We start from the raw sequence: 19,177 nt of genomic DNA on the forward strand, positions 1-19,177 counted from the left end.
ACACGAAGGGGGTGACCACCTTGACAGCATCGGCGGTCCAGGAATTGCTGCCCCAGATCACCATGGACCCTTCCCGCTGCCTGGGATGCCGGTCCTGCGAGCTGGCCTGTGCGGTGGCCCACTCCACCTCCGGCCACCTGTACGGAGCCATATCCGAACGGCCCCTTCCCCACCGCCGCATCGTGGTCGAGCAGGTGGGAGAAGTAAGGTCACCTGTCCCCTGCCGCCACTGCGAAGACGCGCCGTGCGTGTCGGCCTGCGTGACCGGGGCGATGGCCCGGGACGAACCCCGCGGCCTGGTGCTGTGCGACGGGGATAAGTGCATCGGATGCGGCATGTGCATGGTGGCCTGCCCCTTCGGGGCAGTGTGGCACCCACCCGAAACCAGGCGCGCGCAGAAGTGCGACTTTTGCCTTCACCTTCCCTCCGGCCCGGCCTGTGTGGCAGCCTGCCCCACCCGGGCGCTGCGTTTGGAACAGGTGAGCGCCGCCGCCAGGCGCAAGCGCCAGGCCGCCCTGGCCCGGCTGCTGGCGGGAGAGTGGCCTGCCCCGGCGGCACCCGGAGCAGGCCTGACCGGCGAGGGAGGGGCCTGACCTTGTCCGCCTCAACTTCCGTGCGGGGCATCAGTCCACCGCACCCTGAAGAAGAAGAGGCCATTGCGGCGGAGGCTGCCGCCATCGCCCGTTCTCTGCGCGACCGGCCCGGGGCCGTGACCGCGGTGCTGGAGACGGTGCAGCAGAGGTGGCACCACCTCCCCGTTGCCGCCATGCGGGCAGTAGCCCGGGAACTGGGCATCCCGCTCAGCAGGGTGTACGGGGTAGCGACCTTTTACGCAGCGTTCAGCCTGTCGCCCCGCGGCCGGCACATGGTCCAGGTGTGCCTGGGAACCGCCTGTTACGTGCGCGGCGGGACGAAACTGGCCGAAGCGCTCGAGGAGCACCTGAGAACCCCCATGGGGCAGCCCAGCGCGGACTTTTGTTTCCACCTGGAAGGAGTACGCTGCCTGGGGTGCTGCAGTTTGGCCCCGGTGGTGCGGGTGGACGGCAGGACGTTCGGGCGCGTGAGGCCCCAGGATATCCCCCGCCTTCTTGCTTCGGTCTTGGCGCGCACAGGCAGCCTCCAGGGCGGTGATGGCACGTGACGGCCATACCCACCTCAGACCGGCCTTTCTCACCGCTGCTCCGCGCCCTGCGAGAGGAGGGGCTGGCCCGCCTTGCGCCCAAGGTTCCGCGGGTGAGTTTGGGGATGGCCAGCTGTGGCCTGGCGGCTGGCGCCCGGGAAACGTGGGATGCCCTGCGGGCCGCCCTCGCCGGGCGGGACACCGTGGCCTGCCTGGTACCGACCGGATGCCTGGGATGGTGCCAGAAGGAGCCACTGGTGGAAGTGCGGTTGCCGGGCAGCCCCGCCCTGGTATTTGGCCGGGTTACCGCTGAGGCGGCAGATCAGGTGGCGGCGTGGCTGGCGGGGGGTGAACTCCCCCGGGCCCACCTGCTGGGCCAGTACCCTGCTGCCGATCGCAGCGACGGCCAGACCCAGCCCACCACCCCTGACCCCCGGTTTCCAGCCGGTGAGATCCCCCTCATCTGGGATCTACCGTTTTACCGCGGTCAATTGCGGTGGGTCACGCGGAATTGCGGTTTCGTCAATCCCGCCGACCTGGCCGAATACGTCGCCCGGGGCGGGTACCTGGCCCTCGAGAAGGCCCTGGCCCGCGGGCCGGAGTGGGTGGTCGAGCAGGTGACACGGGCCGGCCTGCGCGGCCGCGGGGGCGCCGGCTTCCCCACCGGGGCCAAATGGCAGGCAGCCCGCCGCGCTCCCGGGGAGCAGAAATACGTGATAGCCAATGCCGATGAAGGTGACCCCGGCGCCTACATGGACCGCGGACTGCTGGAGGGCGACCCGTTTTCGGTGATAGAGGGTATGACCATCGGCGCCCTGGCCGTGGGTCACTGCCACGAGGGATTTGTTTACGTGCGGGCGGAGTACCCCCTGGCCGTGGAACGGCTGGAGACTGCCATCGCGGAGGCAAGGAAAGCCGGACTCCTCGGGGAAAACGTCCTCGGGTCGGGGTTTGCGTTCGAAGTGCACGTGGTCAGGGGAGCGGGTGCCTTCGTCTGCGGCGAGGAGACGGCCCTGCTGGCCTCTATCGAAGGCAGACCGGGCGAACCCCGACCCCGGCCGCCCTTTCCGTCCGAAAAGGGGTTATGGGGGCGTCCCACCGTGATCAACAACGTGGAGACGTGGGCCAACGTACCCCTCATCCTGATGAGCGGAGCGCAGCTATACGCAAGCGTGGGTTCGGAGGGAAGCAAGGGCACCAAGGTGTTCTCCCTGGTGGGGGACGTGTCCAACACGGGCCTGGTGGAAGTACCCATGGGGGCCACCCTGCGCCACATGGTGGAGGTCAACGGTGGTGGCCTGTCCCGGGGGACCCGGATCAAGGCCGTGCAGACGGGCGGTCCCTCCGGAGGGTTCCTGCCCGCCTCTCTGCTCGACTTGCCCGTGGATTACGAGAGTCTCACGGGGGCCGGCACCATCATGGGCTCCGGAGGCCTGGTGGTGATGGGAGAGCGCACCTGCATGGTGGACGTGGCCCGCTACTTCCTCTCCTTCACCCGGGCAGAGTCCTGCGGCAAGTGCGTGCCCTGCCGCGAGGGTACGCACCGCATGCTGCAGATCCTCGAGCGGATATGCGCGGGAGGAGGCCGACCGGACGACGTCGGCTTGCTGGAAGAATGGGCATGGGCGGTGAAAGACGGCTCCCTGTGCGGCCTGGGTCAGACAGCCCCCAACCCGGTGCTCAGTCTGCTTCGTTACTTTGGCGACGAACTCGAGCAGCACGTCCGGGATCGTTTCTGCCCGGCTGGCGTGTGCCGGGAACTCTTCCGGTTCGGCATCGTACCTGAAACGTGTACCGGATGCGGAGCCTGCCTGCGGGCGTGTCCCCGGGGAGCCATAGGTGGCGAACCGCGCCAGCCCCACATCATCGATCAGGCTCGATGCACCCTGTGCGGGGTCTGCCGTGATGCTTGCCCGTTCGAGGCCATCGTGGTGGAGCCTCGCTCACCGGCCGACGAGGGGGTGAACCGGAATGAGTGAGCACATGACGGTGGACGGTCTCCCCGTGCCCGTCCGCCCTGGCGAGACCATGCTCACGGCGTGCCGGCGGGCTGGCATATCGATCCCCACGCTCTGCTACCATCCGGGCCTGGAACCATACGGGGCATGCCGGCTGTGCGTGGTGGAGGCAACGCGGCCCGATACCCACGCCGGCCCACCGGCACCGGGCCGGGTGGTGGCCTCGTGCACGACCCCTGCTCAGGCGGGCACGGTGGTACGAACGGATTCCCCCCGCGTGATGCGCGTGCGCCGGGCGGTCCTGACGTTCCTGCTGGAACGCTGCCCCGACGCAGGGATCGTGCAGCAACTGGCCGAGGGTCTGGGGATTGCTCCCGCGCCTGGCTCAAGAGCAAGGATCCCGGCCCCCACGGAGTCGGCCCTGCCCCCGGTGCCAGCTCCCCTTAAGGAGAAGTGCATCCTGTGCGGCCGCTGCGTTCAAGCCTGTGAGCGGCTTGGCCACTTCGCGATCGGTTTCGCGGGGAGGGGTGTGTTCCGACGGGTTACTCCCCCCTTCGGGACATCCTCGGAAACGTGTGCCGCCTGCGGCGCCTGCATGGAAGTTTGCCCGACCGGAGCCGTGGACGTGGTGATCGAGCGCAGCGCACTCCCCCCGCATGCCGGAGTCCCGGTGGCCCGCGCCCACCTCCCGGCCTGGCAGACAACCGTTCCCCTGGGCACCTGCCGCTCTTGCGGCCATACTCTGTGGAGCAACCGTATGATCCAGGCGAGGGGAGGCCCTGTCCCGGAGGGCATGGCCGACCTGTGCCCGGCCTGCCGGCGGAAGGAGATGCTCTCCCGTTTCTGTCGATCTGGCTAATCCGGCCGGCCTCGGCTGCCCCACTTCCGGTATAACGTGCATCCCGTCTGCGTTGTGTTTCAGGCCGTGCGTGAACACCGTGACTGTGCTGCGATCTCCTCACCCAGCAACCAAGACCGGTAAATGCCTCCCCGACCGGCATACCCATGAGAAGGGGAGGTGGGCAAGTTGGCGCCCGAAGAGTTGCCCCAGTTCCTTACGGTCGAGGAGGCCGCTCGTCTGCTGAGACTTAAGCGCAGCACGGCGTACGAGCTTGTGCGTCGGGGTTTCATACCTTCGATCAGGTTGGGGCGGTTCATCCGTGTCCCTCGTGACAGGTTGCTTGCCATAGGGAAGGAGGGTAGCACGGGCGGAGGTTGTCGTGCGATTTAAGCCCGGCTGCGTTGCGGTGGGGCGGTCAGTCAGGTATGGCCCCGGCGTGGGAAAGCCCGGAGTGCTGCGCTACGGGTGTGCCGCCCTGCCTGACCTTCTCCGGTTCGCAAAGCTTCGCGGCCAGGAGTAGCCGTGCCCTCCCAATTCTACCTGACTCCCGATCCTATTACCCATGAGATGGAGGGTCGGGTCGGTTGAGGGGGGCGCGGCGGGGTGAGAGGCCACATCCGGAAGAGGTCGAAGAATTCCTGGGCCGTGGTGGTGGAGCTGCCCCGTGATCCCGAAACGGGGAAGCGGCGTCAGAAGTGGGTGACGGTGAGGGGGCCCAAGCGCGAGGCCGAACGGGTGCGGAGCGAGATGCTGGCGGACCTCGGGCGAGGGCTAATGGGGACGGCACCCAGGAACCTTACCCTCGGGCAGTACCTGGATGAATGGCTGGAGGCTGTGAGGGACAGCGTCCGACCCCAGACGTTGCGGGTGTGGAGGAGCCACCTCAAGCACTGGAAGGAGACGCTCGGCCGGGTCCCGCTGGCGGACCTGAGCGCGCTGGATGTCCAGCGGGCCCTCGGTGAACTGTCTTCCCGGTTATCCGACCGGAGCCGGAGGACGGTGTTCACGGTCCTGAGGGCGGCGTGCAGGCAGGCGGTCAAATGGGGCCTGATCGGCCGCTGCCCCACGGATGCGGTCAAGCTTCCAGCCGCAGGACCCCGCCAGATGGGCGTCTGGGACGAAGAGCAGGTGGTCCGCTTCCTGGATGCGGCGCAGGGGACGCGCTGCTACACGCTATTTCATGTGGCGCTTACCACCGGGATGCGGCTGGGCGAACTCCTGGGCCTGACCTGGGATGACGTAGACCTCAACAGGGGTGAAATCCTGGTCAGGCGTTCGCTTTTTCTGCCCGTGCGGGGTGAGCCCGTGTGGCAGGACCCCAAGACACCCGGTTCCCGGCGGAAGATACCCATCGACGGGGGGACGGCGCGGGTGTTGTGGCAGTGGAAGAAAAGGCAGGCGGAAGAGCGCCTGCGCGCGGGCCCGGGGTGGCACGATTACAACCTGGTCTTTGCCACTGCCCGGGGGCGGCCGCTGGACTCGAGCTACGTAGCGAAGGTGCTCAAGTCAGCCGCGGCGCGAGCAGGGGTGCAACCGCTGCGCTTCCACGACCTGCGGCACACCCATGCCACCCTGCTGTTCCGCCAGGGGGTCCATCCCAAGGTTGTCTCCGAGCGGCTGGGCCACTCCAGTGTGGCCCTCACGCTGGATACGTACAGCCACCTGCTCCCGGACACCCAGCGGGAAGCGGTGCGTGCGGTAGAGCGGGCCCTCGGCCAGAGGCCGGGGGATACCCGCGGCTAGGGCTGGTCACCCAGCGCTCGGGCGGTTAGCAGGGGTTAGCAGAAGGGCGGCCTGGTCCCCCAAAACAGTGGCAAGAAAGCGGGGTTGGCACCCTATCCATATGCTGTGGGTGAACCTGGTCACGGACGGGCTACCTGCCCTGGCCCTGGGCTTGGAGCCCGCGGAGCCCGACGTCATGGAGCGGCCCCCCCGGCCGCCCCGCGAGAGCATCTTCGCCCGCGGCATGCTGCGTCGGATCATGGCCAGGGGGATATTCATCGGGTTAGCCAGCCTGGCCGTGTTCTGGTGGGGTGTATATGCTCCGCTGTCGAGCGGTGGGGCGGAGGGCCTGGACGGAGCGCGCACGATGGCGTTCGCGTGTCTGGTCGTGGCCCAATTGGTGCATGCCTTCCACTGCCGGTCGGAGACCCGTTCGCTGTTTCAGATGCCCGCCCGGGGGAACCCTGCCCTGGTGGGGGCGGTGGTGATTTCGCTGGCCATGCTGCTTGCCGTGATATACGTTCCCTGGATTTCCCGGTTCTTCCACACGGTCGCGCTGGGATGGCCTCAGTGGGTGGTAGTCCTGGCCGCTGCCCTCGCCGGCGACCTGGTGGCCCTGGTGGGCCTGCTCGTTTTCCCCCGTCGCTGACGGGTTGCTTGCGTCAGGCGCTGTTCTGCGGAGGAGATGCGGACGCGCCGCAGGAAGGACTGGCGGCATGGCCGGTCGCTTGTTTGACGGAGATGGCAATCTTGCACAGGCCGGTGAGGATCAGCAGGCCGGTTGCCCACACCCCCACCGTTATGAGTATCTCGGGCATCGTGGGGGCGTACTCCGTTATCTTTTCGAAGGGGTTGGGGATGAACCCGCCGATCACCAGTCCGATCCCCTTTTCCAGCCATATGGAAACGAAGGTGGCGGCGCAGGCAAACAGCAGGGTGCTTTCCCGGCGGCGGGTGGCGGGGTTGATCAGGAGGTACGCGGCTACCAGCCCCAGCGCCACAGATGCCCACATGACGGGCACCAGGTTCCCGGTCCCGTCCTTTCCCGTGAAGAGGTACTCAATGGTGGGCAGCCCGTGACCGGGCACCCGGCTGTAGAGGGCGGTGAAGAGTTCCAGACCCAGGAAGAACATGCTGGTGGTGAGTGCGTAGGTAACGATCAGGGCCAGCTTCCCGATGGCTTCCCGGCCTGCGTCAAAGGAACTGAACTTGCGCATTACGAAGGCGAGGATGATCACCAGGGCCGGGCCGGAGGCGAAGGCGGAGGCCAGGAAGCGCGCGGCCAGGAGCGGGTTCAGCCAGTAATGTCGCCCCGGGAGCCCGGCGTAAAGGAAAGCGGTCACCGTGTGGATGCTTATGGCCCACGGGATGGAAACATACACCAGGGTCTTGACCCAGCGCGGCGGCGGCACTTCGTTTCGCTCTGCCTCCAGGACGTTCCACCCGATCACCAGGTTGAGGAGCAGGTAGCCCGTCAGCACGACCATATCCCAAAACAGTATCGAGTTGGGGGTCGGGTAGAGAATCATGTTGAATACCCGCATGGGCTTACCGAGATCCACGATCACGAACAGCAGGCACATGATCACGGCGGCAACGGCCAGGAACTCGCCGAACACGGTGATCCTGCCGAATTCCCGGACGTTGTGAAGGTAGTAGGGCAGCACCACCATCACCGCCGAGGCCGCCACCCCGACAAGGAAGGTGAACTGGCCTATATACAGGCCCCAGGAAACGTCCCGGCTCATCCCCGTAATGGTGAGGCCTCTTGAGAGTTGCAGCAGGTAGCAGCCCAGCCCCGCGCCCATCAGGGCGAGCAGGAGGATCACCCATCCCCAGTACCTCTTGCTTCCGGTCAGTGCTTTCTCGATCATCACCGGCCCTCCCGCCTGGTTTGTCACGCCACGCTCCCGGCCCGTCCCACCGTGGCCTGTATGCCTCGCCCCTACCGGCACGTCCCGCTGGGGTTCATCCTACGACGTAGTAAATGTTGGGCCGGGTGCCCAGCTCGGGCTTGCGGCGGATGGTGTAGCGGGTGCGCAGGATTTCCCGCACCGCCGACCCGGGATCTTCCAGGTCTCCGAAGACCAGTGCCCCGTACCGGCACGCGGCCGCGCACGCGGGGGGTGATCCCGCCGCCAGCCTCTCTTCGCAGAAGTTGCACTTCTCTACCACGCCTCTTTCCCTGGTGGGGTAGGCGGGATTGACGCTGTTTATGAAGGGACGCGGATCGGTGAAATTGAAGCTCCGCGCCCCGTAGGGACAGGCGGCCATGCAGTACCGGCATCCGATGCAGCGGTGGTAGTCCATCATGACGATTCCATCTTCCCTCTTAAACGTGGCTCGGGTGGGGCACACCCTCACGCACGGGGGGTCGCTGCAGTGATTGCACAGTACCAGGAAGGGCTTGCCGCTAAGCGCTGCGCCAATCTGATGCCCCTGCTCGGGGAATGCGTTTTCGTAGGGTTCGGTCCATATCCACCTGACCTGTTCTTTCTCCTCGGGGATGTCGGGAACGTTGTGCTCCCGGTGACAGGCCAGGATGCAGTCCCGGCAGGTGCCTTTTCCGTTTTCCCAGCACTTCCTCATGTCCACGACCAGGGCCCATCTCTTGGCGGTGAGGGCTCCCGGAGCTCGAGCCACGCGGGCCCGGTCGGTCTTGGCCAGGACGTCGATCACCGGTGCTCCCAGCAGACCCAGCAGGCCCAGCCCGCTCAGCTTGAGGAAGGTCCTTCGACTAATCTCCATCACCGGCCCCCCTCCTCCGGAACAACGTGGCAATTCCAGCAGTTGGGCTGTACGCGCACGTAATTGTGGCACTGGTCACAAAACCGGGCCTTGTTGGAGTGACACTTCAGGCACGTATCCTCAAGACTCATGACGTATTGTTTGCCGTCCTGCCCTACGTAGATCCTTTTCCCGTCCCGCACCACCCAGTCCCGCCATTGCTTCAGGAGCTCCATGTGGGAGGCCCTCATATAGTCAGTGGGTTCTACGCACTCCTTTTGCGCCAACTGGGCGATTGCCGGAGTGTCCAGGTCCGGCTCCGGGGGAGGGGTGGCCTTCCCCAGGTGGTACCACACGGGGAAGGTTATCAACATGGCGAATATCGCCAGGCCCGCCAGTATCTTGCCTGAGTCGTACATCCCCATCAGCCCTCCGTCCGCTGCAGGGGGTTACCCCGCAGGTCAGTTGTCCGCTCGCCCTCGCCCGGCAAGACCAGGGCATTCCCCACCAGTTCGTGGACGCCGGCTACTCCCACTCCGGGAACCCAGTAATCCATCAGGGGCGGCAGGGCTGCCCTGTCGATGGCGCAGATGCAGGCCAGCGTGTTCACGCCGTGCTTCTCGTGGACGTACTTTACCGCGTTGGCCCGGGGGAGGCCTCCCCTGAGCCTCATCTCCAGGTTTTCGTCCGGGCCCAGGCCGGCGCCGCTGCCGCAGCAGAAGGTGTATTCGCGGATGGTGTTTTCGGGCATCTCGTAAAAGTGGCGGCAGACGTTCTTGAGGATGTACCGGGGTTCGTCAAGCAGCCCCATGGCCCGGGAGGGATTGCAGGAGTCGTGGAAGGTGACCCTGAGGTGGTCGTTGCGACTGGGGTCCAGCTTCAGCTTGTTGTGCTTGATCAGGTCGGCCGTGAACTCGCAGATGTGGACCATCTTCGTGGATTTGGCGTTCTCGAACTTCGTGCCCGTTATGGGGGAGACCGGCTCCTCCAGGAAGTCGGCCGGGCCATTCATGGTGTCCATGTACTGGTGGAGCACACGCCACATGTGGCCGCACTCGCCGCCCAGGATCCACTTCACCCGCAGCCTCCTGGCCTCAGCGTATATCTTGGCATTCAGCCTCTTCATCACCTCATGGGAGGTGAACAGGCCGAAGTTCCCGCCCTCGGAGGCATAGGTGCTCAGGGTGTAATCGAGGCCGATGGCGTGGAACAGCATGAGGTATCCCATGAAGGTGTAAATCCCGGGATCGGCAAACACGTCCCCGGAGGGGGCTACGAAGAGGATTTCCGCACCCTTGCGGTTGAAGGGCGGTTCCACCTCGATCCCGGTGACGTTGTGAATTTCTTCCACACAGAACTCCACCATGTCCTTGAACGCATGGGGCAGGAGGCCCAGGTGGTTCCCGGTGCGGTAGCAGTTCGCTACCGGGGTGGCGATCCAGTCGATGTTGCACCCCACCAGGTTCAGCAGCTCCCGGGCTATGATCGTGATTTCCGCCGTATCGATGCCGAAGGGGCAAAAAACCGAGCACCGCCGGCATTCGGTGCACTGGAAGAAGTAGTAGAACCACTCTTTGAGCACCTGCTCGGTCAGTTCTCTGGCCCCCACCATTTTCCCCAGGATCTTGCCCGCCGTGGTGAACTCCTTGCGGTACACCGACCTGAGGAGTTCGGCCCGCAGGACCGGCATGTTCTTGGGATCACCGGAGCCAATGAAGAAGTGGCACTTGTCGGCGCAGGCTCCGCACCTCACGCAGGCGTCCATGAAGATCTGCAGGGAGCGGAACCTGTGCAGGCGCTCGCGGAGCCCTTCCAGGATGATCTCCTTCCAGTTGGGGGGGAGCTTCCAGTCCTCGTCCTCGGGGGACCACTGCCGGGGGTTCGGCAACCCCAGGACTTCCAGACTCTTGGGCTTGGCGGCATAACACCAGGTTCCCTTTTTGAACTCGACGGGGGTGTCCATCCACCCCGTGCGGGGCGGCTTGTGGTTAACCCGGGCCAGTTCCTCAGGTTGGGGCGTTGCCGTCATGGTCAGTGGTCCTCCTTTTCCACGGGTATACCGGCCTGGACCATGTGCTTTCTGAATTCCTCCTCGTATTCCTCGTAAGTGTGCACCTTGACCGGGTAGTTCCAGGGATTTATGTGCCGGCGTTCACGATTGGTGTTGGCCAGATTCCTGGTGGGGCTGAGGAAGATGCCGGCCATGTGCACCAGTTTGCTGAACGGGAAGTAGATGAGCAAGACGCTGACCAGGAACAGGTGCACGTAAAAGAGGGTGCCGATGCCGCCGGGCACGACGGGGTGGAAGGTGACCAGCCCCATGGCCAGTTCCTTTACGGCGGTGATGTCCACCCGGAAGAAGTAGCGCATGAGCACACCGGATATGGCTACGCCAAGGATCAGGAAAAGCGGGAAGTAGTCCCCGGGCAGGGAAATGTAGCGCACCTGGGGGATGACAACCCTCCTGAGGAACAGGTAGGTCGCGGCCACCAGTACCACCACATCGGTCAGGAAGAGGGCGCTCACGCCTACCTGGAAGAAGCCATCCAGACCCTCGAGCCAGCGCACAAAAGAGGGGACCGGCTCCGTGAAAAAGCGCAGGTGCCTTGTGACTATGGTGAAGAGGGACCAGTGGAAGGCCAGTCCCGCCAGCCACAGCCACTTTTCCCAGAAGTAAGCGAGCTTGGGGCCTTCCCGCAGCTCGAACCGGGTGTTGCGCAAAAGGGAGCGAAAGAAGAGTGCCTCCAGTGCTACCCTGACTATGACGCCCGCCGCAGTGGAAGGGTTATCGAAGGTGGCTGCCCGGATCCAGGGCAGGGATTTCTGCTGCCCGCACGTGGTGGGTATGCGGAAGGGGACGGGGGCCATCGCCCACCTGACCACGCGGTATATCACCCCGGCCACAAAGGTGGCTCCGGCGACATACGGTATGACCGCCCCAAAGAGGACGTGCAGGCCGGCCTCTGCGCCAACGTATGCCACCAGTACCAGTGCGACGGTCAAAATGAGGGATATCCCGATGCCCACTCGTTAACCCTCCCCTTCTTCCGGGTCGACGGTGTGGTCGCCGCCCGGCCTCGTTTGCCGCTGGGGGTCCGCCTGCTGTCGCGTTTCGGCCCGGTGCATGTGTTCCCCTTGCTCCGCGGGCTCTGCTGAAGGCTCGGGAGCGGCGACGAGCAGATTGGCCCTTTCCAGTAGCCGGTAGGTCCGGTTCTTCAACTCATTGAGCTTGATCTCGTGGATTTTCTCCCGGCAGTCCAGGTAAACGTCAAAGGACAGGAGGGCGAGGTGGTCTATCCTGGACTCCAGCTGGCGCCACTCTTCGAGCGGCACTTTGCCGTTCTGGGCTTCGGGCCCGAGCACATCCCGGATCACTTTCTTCAGGTCCAGCACGAAGGCGAGGGCCCGGGACGGCAACAGGCCCTGCACGGCCCTGATCCTGATGATCCTGTCCAGCAGCGTGGCTGTTCGTCGCAGGTCCGGTTCCCGGATCAACTCTTCGTAGAGGTCCTTTATCCCCTGGTAGAAGGTGCTCCCCACCGGGTTGGCGAACCGGTCCTTTTCCTCTTTCAGGAACCTCACGGTTTCCGGGGGGTAATCTTCCAGCAGGACATCAAACCATCTTTCAACGATTGCCGGTTTCTTCTCGGAGAGCAGAACTTGGAGGGACACCCGGCCGTCCTCCCCTTTCTCTCTACGGCCTGTGACGGGTCCGGGAAAACAATTTCGCCAAAAGTGCCGGTTGTTCCTTTCGGTGGGTCTGAGAATGTGAGGCGGCGTTGACGGGGCGCACGGCAGGGAATATAATTAGCCGCGGTCTAAGTATGCTTCCTTGCGGAGGGGAACGGCTTGGGTGACGAGCGGGGGACGGGGGCGTTCAGCGCAGAAGACCTCCTGGTGATGTACCAGGAACTGGTACGTTCGATAAGAGAACTGCACTGGCACGAATTGCTTCCCGTGCGGTTGACGATGCCCCAGCTCAAGGTGCTGCACGTGCTGTGCAGGCACGGCAAGGTTACTGCCGGCGAACTGGCGGAAACGCTGGGGGTTTCCGCTCCCACGGTCACCGACATAGTGGAGCGCATGTCGGCCCTGGGCCTGGTGACCAAAGAGCGGGGGTGCGAGGACCGCCGGGTGGTTTACGTTTCCGTAACGCCTGCGGGGGAGGAAACCCTCCGGCAGGTACTTCAGGAGCGGTGGTCATTCTACCGGGACCTGTTCGAGGGGATGTCCCCCGGGGAGCGGGACGCGGTGGGGCGCGGCTTGCAGGCGCTGCAGGAAGCAGTCCGGCGGCATAGCACCCTGGGGAGGGCGAGGACGGCGCCGGGAGGAGGCAACGCGAAGGAGCATGACTGACGAAGCCATAGTCGAGACGGACCGGCTGACCAAGCAATACGCGGGCGGAACCCTGGCCGTAGACCGGGTGAGTTTCCAGGTGCGGAGGGGCGAGATATTCGGCTTCCTGGGTCCCAACGGTGCCGGGAAGACCACCACCATCATGATGCTCACCACGCTGACCCGGCCCACGTCGGGCCGGGCGGTGGTGTGCGGTTACGATGTGGTGGCCTCGCCGCATCTGGTCAGGCAGCAACTGGGGTACGTGTCCCAGGATGTGGCGGTGGACGAGAGCCTGACCGGCTGGGAGAACCTTTACCTGCAGGGGAGGCTGTATCACCTGGCACCGGCTGCGCTGCGGCAGCGCATTGCCGATGTCCTGGCCACCGTGGAACTGGAGGAACACGCCCACCGTCCGGTATCCACCTATTCCGGAGGGATGCGCAAGAGGCTGGACATCGCCGCCGGTCTCATCCATCGCCCCCGGCTGCTGTTTCTGGACGAGCCCACCCTGGGCCTGGACATCCAGACGCGCAGCCGCATCTGGGAATACATCCGGCGGATGCGAGACGAGCACGGCGTCACCGTGTTCCTCACGACCCACTATATGGAGGAGGCCGACCGCCTGTGCGATCGGGTGGCGATCATCGACCACGGGCAGATCGTGGCCCTGGACACTCCCGCAGCCCTGAAGCGTTCCCTCGGGGGCGACCTGATCACCATCCGCCTGGCGGGTGCGCCGGCCCGGCCCGATCTGGCCGCCGGAATGGCGGGCCTGCCCCTGGTGGAGTCGGTAAAACCCGGGGAGGACGGTGCTTTCCAGTTGGTGGTCCGGGAAGGAGAGAGGGCTACCCCGGTGCTGCTGGACTTCCTTTCCTCCCGGGGGGTGCAGGTGGAGTCGGTGGCCCTCAAGCGCCCCACGCTGGACGACGTCTTTCTGCGCTACACGGGGCGGCAGTTGCGGGAAGACGAGGGTGCGGCAAGTTACCAGCGCATGGTGAGGGCGGTAAGGAGGGTGCGGCGGTGAGCATGGGGAAAGCGTTTTCAGTCGCGGGCGGCACGCTGCTGGCTGACACCTGGTGGATATGCTGGCGGGAACTGAAGCGCCTGTGGGGGCAGAAGATCCGCATCCTGATGACCCTGATCCAGCCTCTCATCTGGCTGGCCCTGATGGGCAACATGTTCGAGCGGATAGCGGCCATACCGGGCTTCCCCGCCCGGTCTTATCTGGACTACATGGCGCCCGGGATAGTCACCATGGTCACCCTGTTCGGCGGCATTTTCGGGGGGCTGGGCGTGGTGTGGGACCGGCGGCTGGGATATCTCCAGAAGCTGCTGGCCGCCCCCATCTCTCGGGCGGCCGTTGTTACGGGCAAGATGCTGGCCATCGCCATCCAGACCGCCTTCCAGGCACTGGTGATATTCGGACTGGCCCTGTCCATGGGAGTCCATTTTGCGGCCGGGGTCCCCGGGGTGCCGGTCTTGGTCCTGCTGGCCGTACTGCTCAGCCAGGTATTTGCCGGGATTTCTCTGTGCCTGGGGGCGGTGCTCACCAGTCACGAGGCCCTGATGGCGGTGGTGAACTTCCTCACCATGCCCCTGATGTTCACTTCCAACGCCATGATGCCTCTCGACATGATGCCCCCGTGGCTGGCCCGGCTGGCCGTGCTGAATCCCCTGAGTTACGCCATCAATCCCATGCGCACCCTTTTCCTCAGCGGCTGGGACTGGGCAGGGCTGGTCCGGGGTGTCGTGGTCCTGGCCCTGGCCGGCCTGGCCATGACGGTGGCGGCATCCTCTCTGTTCCGCCGCAGCATCGCCTGAGGCCACGGGCCGAAGGTCCTGGCGACCGCGGTGATGGGAAAGGGGTGGCTGGGTCGTTCCACGGGCGGCCGCTACCTGCTGGCCGGCGAGGACGTGAGCAGGAAGGCCGACTCCCAGCTTGCCGAAATCCGCAACCGGCCATCGGTTTCGTCTTCCAGAATTACTACCTGCTTCCCCGTCTCACGGCGCTGGCCAATGTGGAAATCCCCCTCGTATGCCGGGGTGTGCCGGCGGCGTAACGCCTGGTGTTGCCAAAGGGGCCGGGCATCGGTATCCTAGAAGCGACCGCACGGCAGGGGGGTCGCTCGTTGGTTCCTTTTGTCAAGATGCACGGCCTGGGGAATGACTATGTGTTCGTGGATCTGGTGGCCCACGACCTCCCCGGTGTGGGGGAAGACGAGTTCCCGGTGCTGTCCCGGGCGGTGAGCGACCGCCACCGGGGAGTGGGCTCGGACGGCCTCATCCTGGTATTGCCCCCTGTGCAGGACGGGGGACCCTACCGGATGCGCATCTTCAACGCCGACGGTTCCGAGGCGGAGATGTGCGGCAACGGGGTGAGGTGCTTTGCCTTCTACCTGCACAGCCGGGGGTACTGCCGCGGGCCCGACTGCCAGGTGGACACCCTGGCGGGTCCTATCCACACCCGCATCCTGCACGTGGAAGCGGTGGGCGGGCAGCCCCGCTGGGCCCGGGTGCGGGTGGACATGGGTCCCCCCCGGGGATGGCGGGAACTGGCGGTCCCGGTGGCAGGCCGGGAATTCCGCATGATTGCGGTGTCCATGGGGAATCCCCACGCCGTGATCATGGATGGCTGGAGCGAGGAAGACTTCCCGGTGTACGGCCCCCAACTGGAAAGGCACCCCGCCTTCCCCCAGGGGACCAACGTGGAGTTCGTGCGTATCCGCCATCCCGGGGATGCGGGCGAGCGCGGCCACCTGGAGGTGCTGGTGTGGGAGAGGGGGTCGGGTCCCACCCAGGCCTGCGGAACGGGGGCGTGCGCGGCCGTGGTGGCGGCGGCTCTGCAGGGCAGGGCGGCCCGGCAGGCGCGGGTTTCTCTGCCCGGAGGAGACCTGGAGGTGGAGTGGTCCGCCGAGGGCAACGTGTACATGACGGGGCCGGCCCACGAGGTGTGCCGCGGGGAGTTCCTCTGGCCCTGATTTGGGGCGGCCGGGCTCAGCCGGCAGCAGTGGAGCGAGGATTTGGGAAGGGGTGCATGTCGATGCCGCAGGTAGCGCAGAGGATAGCAAGTATTCCGCCGTACCTTTTCGCCCGTATGGATAAGGTGCGCAAGGAACTGGTGGCCCGCGGGGTGGATGTGATCAGCCTGGCCATCGGAGATCCGGATGTGCCCACGCCCGGATACGTGGTGGACGCCCTCTACCAGGCAGCCCAGGACGCTTCCACTCACCGCTACCCGCCCTACGAGGGCCTGGCCGAATTCCGCCGGGCCATGGCCCGGCGGTACCGGGATAGGTTCGGGGTGGAACTGGACCCCGACCGGGAAGTGATGACGCTCATCGGTTCCAAGGAAGGCATTGCCCACCTGTTCTGGGCCTTCGTGGACCCCGGAGACGTGGTGCTGCTGCCGGATCCGGCGTACCCGGTGTACCGGACTCATGCCGCCCTGTGCGGGGCGCGCATCCACTCCATGCCCCTTTTGCCCGAGAACGGCTTCCTGCCCGACCTGGAGGCCATCCCGGAAGAGGTGGCGCGGGCAGCCAAGCTCATGTTCATTAACTATCCCAACAACCCCACGGCGGGCGTGGCCGACCTGGAATTCATGCGCAGGGCGGTGGATTTTGCCCGCCGGTACGATATTCTTCTCTGCCACGACGCTGCCTACGTGGAGAACACGTACGACGGCTACGTTGCCCCCAGCGTTCTGCAGGTGGACGGTGCCAAAGACGTGGCCATCGAGTTCTACTCGCTCTCCAAGCCCTTCAACATGACGGGATGGCGCCTGGGTGCTGCGGTGGGGAACGCTGAGGCGGTGGCCGGGCTGGGTGTCATAAAGACCAATACCGACTCGGGCCAGTTTGCCGCCGTGCAGCGGGCCGGGGTGAAGGCCCTCCTGGACAACCCTGATCATTTCATCGCCTCCATGAACGAGGTGTACCGCCAGCGCCGTGATCTGGTGGTGTCAACCCTGCGCGACCTGGGGTTTGACGTGCGGCCGCCGCGGGGCAGTTTTTACATCTGGTTGCGCGTACCCCAGGGATACACGGATGAGGAGTTCTCCGCCCACCTGCTGGAAAAGGCGGGCGTGATGGTCACTCCCGGGTCGGCGTACGGGGAAACCGGGCGTAGCTTCGTGCGTATTTCCCTCACCGTGCCCACCTCCCGCCTGGAGGAGGCCATGGGGCGCCTGCGGAACAGCCTCTGAGCGAGGGGCGGATGAACCGGGTGGGAGAGCCTGGCGTGCGCAGTATGAGCGGATACGGATGCGGGGAAGCCCAGGCGCGCGGATGGCGCGTCAGGGTGGAGGTGCGCAGCCTCAACCACCGGTTCCTGGATGTGGCCGTTCGTTTCCCCCGTTTTTGCCTGGCCCTGGAGGAGCGGGTCCGGGAAGTGGTGGGGCAGCGTCTGCAGCGCGGCCGGGTGGAGGTGTTCCTGACCGCCGAGCCCACGGTGGACCTGCCCCGCCAGGTGCGGGTGGACCGCGGCCTGGCCAGGGCCTACCACCATGCCCTGCAGGAACTTGCCCGGGTGCTGGCCGAGGAAATGGCTCCGGCAGCGGGTGAGGTGCCCGCGCGGGACGGCGCGACAATAATGGGTGAGCCGTCCGTACGGCAGGAGCGGGCCGTGATGGGCTGGTCGGCCGGTACCGGCCGGCCGGGGCCGGGAGAGTTGGTCTGGATCGCCCAGTTGCCGGGTGTGATGGAGCCCGCCGAAGCCCAGGTGGATGTGGAGGGGGTGTGGGCGGCTGCCCTCCCCGCCCTGGAGCAGGCCCTGGCTGCGGTGGAGGAAATGCGGGCCGCCGAGGGGGAGCGCCTGGGGACGGACATGGGCGCCAGGATAGCGCGGTTGCGGGAACTGGTGGCTCAGGTCCGGGCGCGAGCACCCCACCTGGAAGAGGAGTACCGGCAACGGCTGGTCAGGCGCCTCGGGGAACTGGCACCCCTGGTGGAACCGGCCCGGCTGGTGGCGGAGGTGGCTCTCCACGCCGAAAAGGTGAGCATCCACGAAGAACTGGTACGGCTATCGTCCCATCTGGAGGAGATGGGGCGCCTGCTGGCCGGAGACGAACCCGTCGGCCGGCGCCTGGACTTCCTGTTGCAGGAGGCGTTCCGGGAGGCCACCACCATGGCGGCCAAGGCCCAGGACGCTGCCGTCTCTGCCCTGGTGGTCGAGATTAAGGCAGAACTTGAGAAAATGCGGGAGCAGGGACAAAATGTGGTGTAGGGGCGGATGAAGCAGGGGAGGTCACCATGGAAATCAAGCTCGTCAACGTGGGATTTGGTAATATAGTGTCGGCCCACCGGATCGTGGCCATCGTGAGCCCGGAATCTGCGCCCATCAAGCGGATCATCGGTGAGGCCCGCGACCGGGGCCTGCTCATCGATGCCACTTACGGGCGGCGGACGCGGGCGGTGATCATCGCCGACTCGGGCCACGTGGTCCTGTCGGCAGTGCAGCCGGAGACGGTAGCCCACCGCGTGGGTGGTAAGGAAGCGGTTGAGGAGCCGGCGGAATCCCCGGGCAGGGAGTGACGGCTCGTCCATGGATACGGGACTGCTGGTGGTTCTTTCCGGGCCTTCGGGGGTAGGCAAGGGTCGGGTGAGGGAGGCCCTGAGTGCCGAGATGCCCGACCTGGTATATGCGGTATCGGCTACCACGCGGGATCCCCGGCCGGGCGAGGTGGACGGGGTCCACTATCATTTCCTGAGCGAAGAGGAATTCCGCCGTCGCCTGCAGGGGGGCGAGTTCGTGGAGTGGGCCAACGTGTATGGTCACCTCTACGGCACCCCGGGCGAGCCGGTGCGACGCTTGCTCCGGGAAGGCCGCACGGTGATCATGGAGAAGGACGTGCAGGGCGCGCGCACCCTCCGGGGTGTGTTCCCCGAGGCCGTGTTCGTGTTCCTGCTACCCCCGTCGGTGGAAGAACTGTGGCGGCGCCAGGAAGGGCGGGCGACGGAGACGGAGGAGAGCCTGGCACGGCGCCGACATGCGGCTGCGGCGGAACTGGCCGAGGTGGAGTGGTATGATTATGCGGTGGTGAATGACGATCTGGACCGGGCGGTCGCCGCCGTCAGGGCCATCATCACCGCCGAAAGATGCAGGGTGAGGCGGGTACTCCCCCGCCTGAATCTCCCCTGGTTGCCGGAGAGCCCCCGCGGTGAAGGGGCCGGCAGCCGGGGATGCGGCGCAGGGCTGCGCCACTGTCCTATACGAGTCAGTGGGTTGAAGGAGAGGTGAGGCCGTGAACCTGGTCGATCTGCCCCTCGAGCAACTGCTTCCCTACGTGGACGCCAAGTACACCCTGGTATCGCTGGCGGCCAAGAGGGCGCGGGAACTGCTGGAAGGGCATCCTCCCCTGCTGGTGAGTCGTTCCAGCAAGCCGGTCACAGTAGCCCTGGAGGAAATAGCGAGCGGGCTCATCACCTACCGGCGCGAGGTTGCGCGGATGAAGTAGGTGGGCCGCCGCGGGAG

Annotated in this window: 22 protein-coding genes and 1 pseudogene; 17 read left to right on the forward strand and 6 right to left on the reverse strand. The window is 65.7% G+C overall.

The window, feature by feature from the left end:
* Window positions 1-20: 20 nt before the first annotated feature.
* From AB1446_05195 to AB1446_05225, 7 genes are all read left to right on the forward strand, one after another.
* Complete coding sequence (locus AB1446_05195) at window positions 21-593, forward strand: 4Fe-4S dicluster domain-containing protein (protein ID MEW6546298.1); 573 nt, start codon at window positions 21-23, stop codon at window positions 591-593.
* A gap of 2 nt (window positions 594-595) precedes the next feature.
* Window positions 596-1,141: an NAD(P)H-dependent oxidoreductase subunit E gene (locus AB1446_05200; GenBank protein MEW6546299.1), complete on the forward strand. Its 546-nt coding sequence runs from the start codon at window positions 596-598 to the stop codon at window positions 1,139-1,141.
* Window positions 1,138-3,099 (forward strand): NADH-ubiquinone oxidoreductase-F iron-sulfur binding region domain-containing protein, encoded by a 1,962-nt coding sequence (locus AB1446_05205; protein MEW6546300.1) that lies wholly within the window; start codon window positions 1,138-1,140, stop codon window positions 3,097-3,099. The genes AB1446_05200 and AB1446_05205 overlap by 4 nt, the downstream gene beginning before the upstream one ends.
* Window positions 3,092-3,937: a 2Fe-2S iron-sulfur cluster-binding protein gene (locus AB1446_05210; protein ID MEW6546301.1), complete on the forward strand. Its 846-nt coding sequence runs from the start codon at window positions 3,092-3,094 to the stop codon at window positions 3,935-3,937. The genes AB1446_05205 and AB1446_05210 overlap by 8 nt, the downstream gene beginning before the upstream one ends.
* 159 nt (window positions 3,938-4,096) lie before the next feature.
* The gene (locus tag AB1446_05215; protein ID MEW6546302.1) at window positions 4,097-4,309 is read left to right on the forward strand and encodes a helix-turn-helix domain-containing protein; all 213 of its coding nucleotides are present in this window, start codon (window positions 4,097-4,099) and stop codon (window positions 4,307-4,309) included.
* Window positions 4,310-4,522: 213 nt separating this feature from the next.
* Window positions 4,523-5,662: a tyrosine-type recombinase/integrase gene (locus tag AB1446_05220; GenBank protein ID MEW6546303.1), complete on the forward strand. Its 1,140-nt coding sequence runs from the start codon at window positions 4,523-4,525 to the stop codon at window positions 5,660-5,662.
* A gap of 100 nt (window positions 5,663-5,762) precedes the next feature.
* Window positions 5,763-6,290, forward strand: a complete 528-nt coding sequence (locus AB1446_05225) for a cation-translocating P-type ATPase C-terminal domain-containing protein (GenBank protein MEW6546304.1) — start codon at window positions 5,763-5,765, stop codon at window positions 6,288-6,290.
* Between the two features lie 13 nt (window positions 6,291-6,303).
* On the opposite strand, the gene dsrP is transcribed toward AB1446_05225, so the two are convergent.
* The 6 genes from dsrP to AB1446_05255 form a co-directional block, all read right to left on the reverse strand.
* Window positions 6,304-7,515, reverse strand: coding sequence for a sulfate reduction electron transfer complex DsrMKJOP subunit DsrP (gene dsrP, locus AB1446_05230; GenBank protein MEW6546305.1), 1,212 nt, complete (start codon window positions 7,513-7,515; stop codon window positions 6,304-6,306).
* A 94-nt stretch (window positions 7,516-7,609) separates the two neighbouring features.
* Entirely contained in the window at window positions 7,610-8,389 is a 780-nt protein-coding gene (gene dsrO, locus AB1446_05235) for a sulfate reduction electron transfer complex DsrMKJOP subunit DsrO (protein ID MEW6546306.1), read from the reverse strand.
* Window positions 8,389-8,787 (reverse strand): sulfate reduction electron transfer complex DsrMKJOP subunit DsrJ, encoded by a 399-nt coding sequence (gene dsrJ / locus AB1446_05240; protein MEW6546307.1) that lies wholly within the window; start codon window positions 8,785-8,787, stop codon window positions 8,389-8,391. The genes dsrO and dsrJ overlap by 1 nt, the downstream gene beginning before the upstream one ends.
* A gap of 5 nt (window positions 8,788-8,792) precedes the next feature.
* The gene (gene dsrK, locus AB1446_05245; GenBank protein ID MEW6546308.1) at window positions 8,793-10,397 is read right to left on the reverse strand and encodes a sulfate reduction electron transfer complex DsrMKJOP subunit DsrK; all 1,605 of its coding nucleotides are present in this window, start codon (window positions 10,395-10,397) and stop codon (window positions 8,793-8,795) included.
* 2 nt (window positions 10,398-10,399) lie between these two features.
* Window positions 10,400-11,395 carry a sulfate reduction electron transfer complex DsrMKJOP subunit DsrM gene (gene dsrM, locus AB1446_05250; GenBank protein ID MEW6546309.1) on the reverse strand — a complete coding sequence of 332 codons (996 nt, stop codon included), beginning with the start codon at window positions 11,393-11,395 and terminating at the stop codon, window positions 10,400-10,402.
* A gap of 3 nt (window positions 11,396-11,398) precedes the next feature.
* Complete coding sequence (locus AB1446_05255; protein MEW6546310.1) at window positions 11,399-12,040, reverse strand: RsbRD N-terminal domain-containing protein; 642 nt, start codon at window positions 12,038-12,040, stop codon at window positions 11,399-11,401.
* Between the two features lie 177 nt (window positions 12,041-12,217).
* Between AB1446_05255 and AB1446_05260 the strand changes: the two genes are divergently transcribed.
* The 10 genes and pseudogenes from AB1446_05260 to rpoZ all read left to right on the forward strand — a co-directional run bounded on the left by AB1446_05260 (window position 12,218) and on the right by rpoZ (window position 19,160).
* Complete coding sequence (locus tag AB1446_05260; protein ID MEW6546311.1) at window positions 12,218-12,724, forward strand: MarR family transcriptional regulator; 507 nt, start codon at window positions 12,218-12,220, stop codon at window positions 12,722-12,724.
* Window positions 12,717-13,730 (forward strand): ATP-binding cassette domain-containing protein, encoded by a 1,014-nt coding sequence (locus AB1446_05265; GenBank protein MEW6546312.1) that lies wholly within the window; start codon window positions 12,717-12,719, stop codon window positions 13,728-13,730. Before AB1446_05260 ends, AB1446_05265 begins: the two co-directional genes overlap by 8 nt.
* 2 nt (window positions 13,731-13,732) lie before the next feature.
* The gene (locus AB1446_05270) at window positions 13,733-14,527 is read left to right on the forward strand and encodes an ABC transporter permease (GenBank protein ID MEW6546313.1); all 795 of its coding nucleotides are present in this window, start codon (window positions 13,733-13,735) and stop codon (window positions 14,525-14,527) included.
* Between the two features lie 60 nt (window positions 14,528-14,587).
* Window positions 14,588-14,763 (forward strand): annotated as a pseudogene (locus tag AB1446_05275) (macrolide ABC transporter ATP-binding protein).
* Between the two features lie 72 nt (window positions 14,764-14,835).
* Entirely contained in the window at window positions 14,836-15,684 is an 849-nt protein-coding gene (dapF, locus tag AB1446_05280) for a diaminopimelate epimerase (protein MEW6546314.1), read from the forward strand.
* 62 nt (window positions 15,685-15,746) lie between these two features.
* Complete coding sequence (locus tag AB1446_05285; GenBank protein MEW6546315.1) at window positions 15,747-16,910, forward strand: LL-diaminopimelate aminotransferase; 1,164 nt, start codon at window positions 15,747-15,749, stop codon at window positions 16,908-16,910.
* Between the two features lie 44 nt (window positions 16,911-16,954).
* Entirely contained in the window at window positions 16,955-17,929 is a 975-nt protein-coding gene (locus tag AB1446_05290; GenBank protein ID MEW6546316.1) for a DUF1732 domain-containing protein, read from the forward strand.
* A 26-nt stretch (window positions 17,930-17,955) separates the two neighbouring features.
* The gene (remA, locus tag AB1446_05295) at window positions 17,956-18,237 is read left to right on the forward strand and encodes an extracellular matrix/biofilm regulator RemA (protein MEW6546317.1); all 282 of its coding nucleotides are present in this window, start codon (window positions 17,956-17,958) and stop codon (window positions 18,235-18,237) included.
* 10 nt (window positions 18,238-18,247) lie between these two features.
* Window positions 18,248-18,943 carry a guanylate kinase gene (gene gmk / locus AB1446_05300; GenBank protein ID MEW6546318.1) on the forward strand — a complete coding sequence of 232 codons (696 nt, stop codon included), beginning with the start codon at window positions 18,248-18,250 and terminating at the stop codon, window positions 18,941-18,943.
* Between the two features lie 10 nt (window positions 18,944-18,953).
* Window positions 18,954-19,160 (forward strand): DNA-directed RNA polymerase subunit omega, encoded by a 207-nt coding sequence (gene rpoZ, locus AB1446_05305; protein ID MEW6546319.1) that lies wholly within the window; start codon window positions 18,954-18,956, stop codon window positions 19,158-19,160.
* Window positions 19,161-19,177 lie beyond the last annotated feature (17 nt).

The sequence above is a fragment of the Bacillota bacterium genome (genome assembly GCA_040757085.1).
Classification (GTDB): domain Bacteria; phylum Bacillota; class Sulfobacillia; order JACIYH01; family JACIYH01; genus JACIYH01.

Excerpts from the sequence above, each read along its gene's own strand:
- AB1446_05210 (MEW6546301.1), top strand. The coding sequence starts at position 3,092 with ATGAGTGAGCACATGACGGTGGACGGTCTCCCCGTGCCCGTCCGCCCT.
- AB1446_05225 (MEW6546304.1), top strand. The coding sequence starts at position 5,763 with ATGCTGTGGGTGAACCTGGTCACGGACGGGCTACCTGCCCTGGCCCTG.
- dsrP (MEW6546305.1), bottom strand. The coding sequence starts at position 7,515 with ATGATCGAGAAAGCACTGACCGGAAGCAAGAGGTACTGGGGATGGGTG.
- dsrO (MEW6546306.1), bottom strand. The coding sequence starts at position 8,389 with ATGGAGATTAGTCGAAGGACCTTCCTCAAGCTGAGCGGGCTGGGCCTG.
- dsrJ (MEW6546307.1), bottom strand. The coding sequence starts at position 8,787 with ATGTACGACTCAGGCAAGATACTGGCGGGCCTGGCGATATTCGCCATG.
- dsrK (MEW6546308.1), bottom strand. The coding sequence starts at position 10,397 with ATGACGGCAACGCCCCAACCTGAGGAACTGGCCCGGGTTAACCACAAG.
- AB1446_05265 (MEW6546312.1), top strand. The coding sequence starts at position 12,717 with ATGACTGACGAAGCCATAGTCGAGACGGACCGGCTGACCAAGCAATAC.
- AB1446_05270 (MEW6546313.1), top strand. The coding sequence starts at position 13,733 with ATGGGGAAAGCGTTTTCAGTCGCGGGCGGCACGCTGCTGGCTGACACC.
- AB1446_05285 (MEW6546315.1), top strand. The coding sequence starts at position 15,747 with ATGCCGCAGGTAGCGCAGAGGATAGCAAGTATTCCGCCGTACCTTTTC.
- AB1446_05290 (MEW6546316.1), top strand. The coding sequence starts at position 16,955 with ATGAGCGGATACGGATGCGGGGAAGCCCAGGCGCGCGGATGGCGCGTC.
- remA (MEW6546317.1), top strand. The coding sequence starts at position 17,956 with ATGGAAATCAAGCTCGTCAACGTGGGATTTGGTAATATAGTGTCGGCC.
- gmk (MEW6546318.1), top strand. The coding sequence starts at position 18,248 with ATGGATACGGGACTGCTGGTGGTTCTTTCCGGGCCTTCGGGGGTAGGC.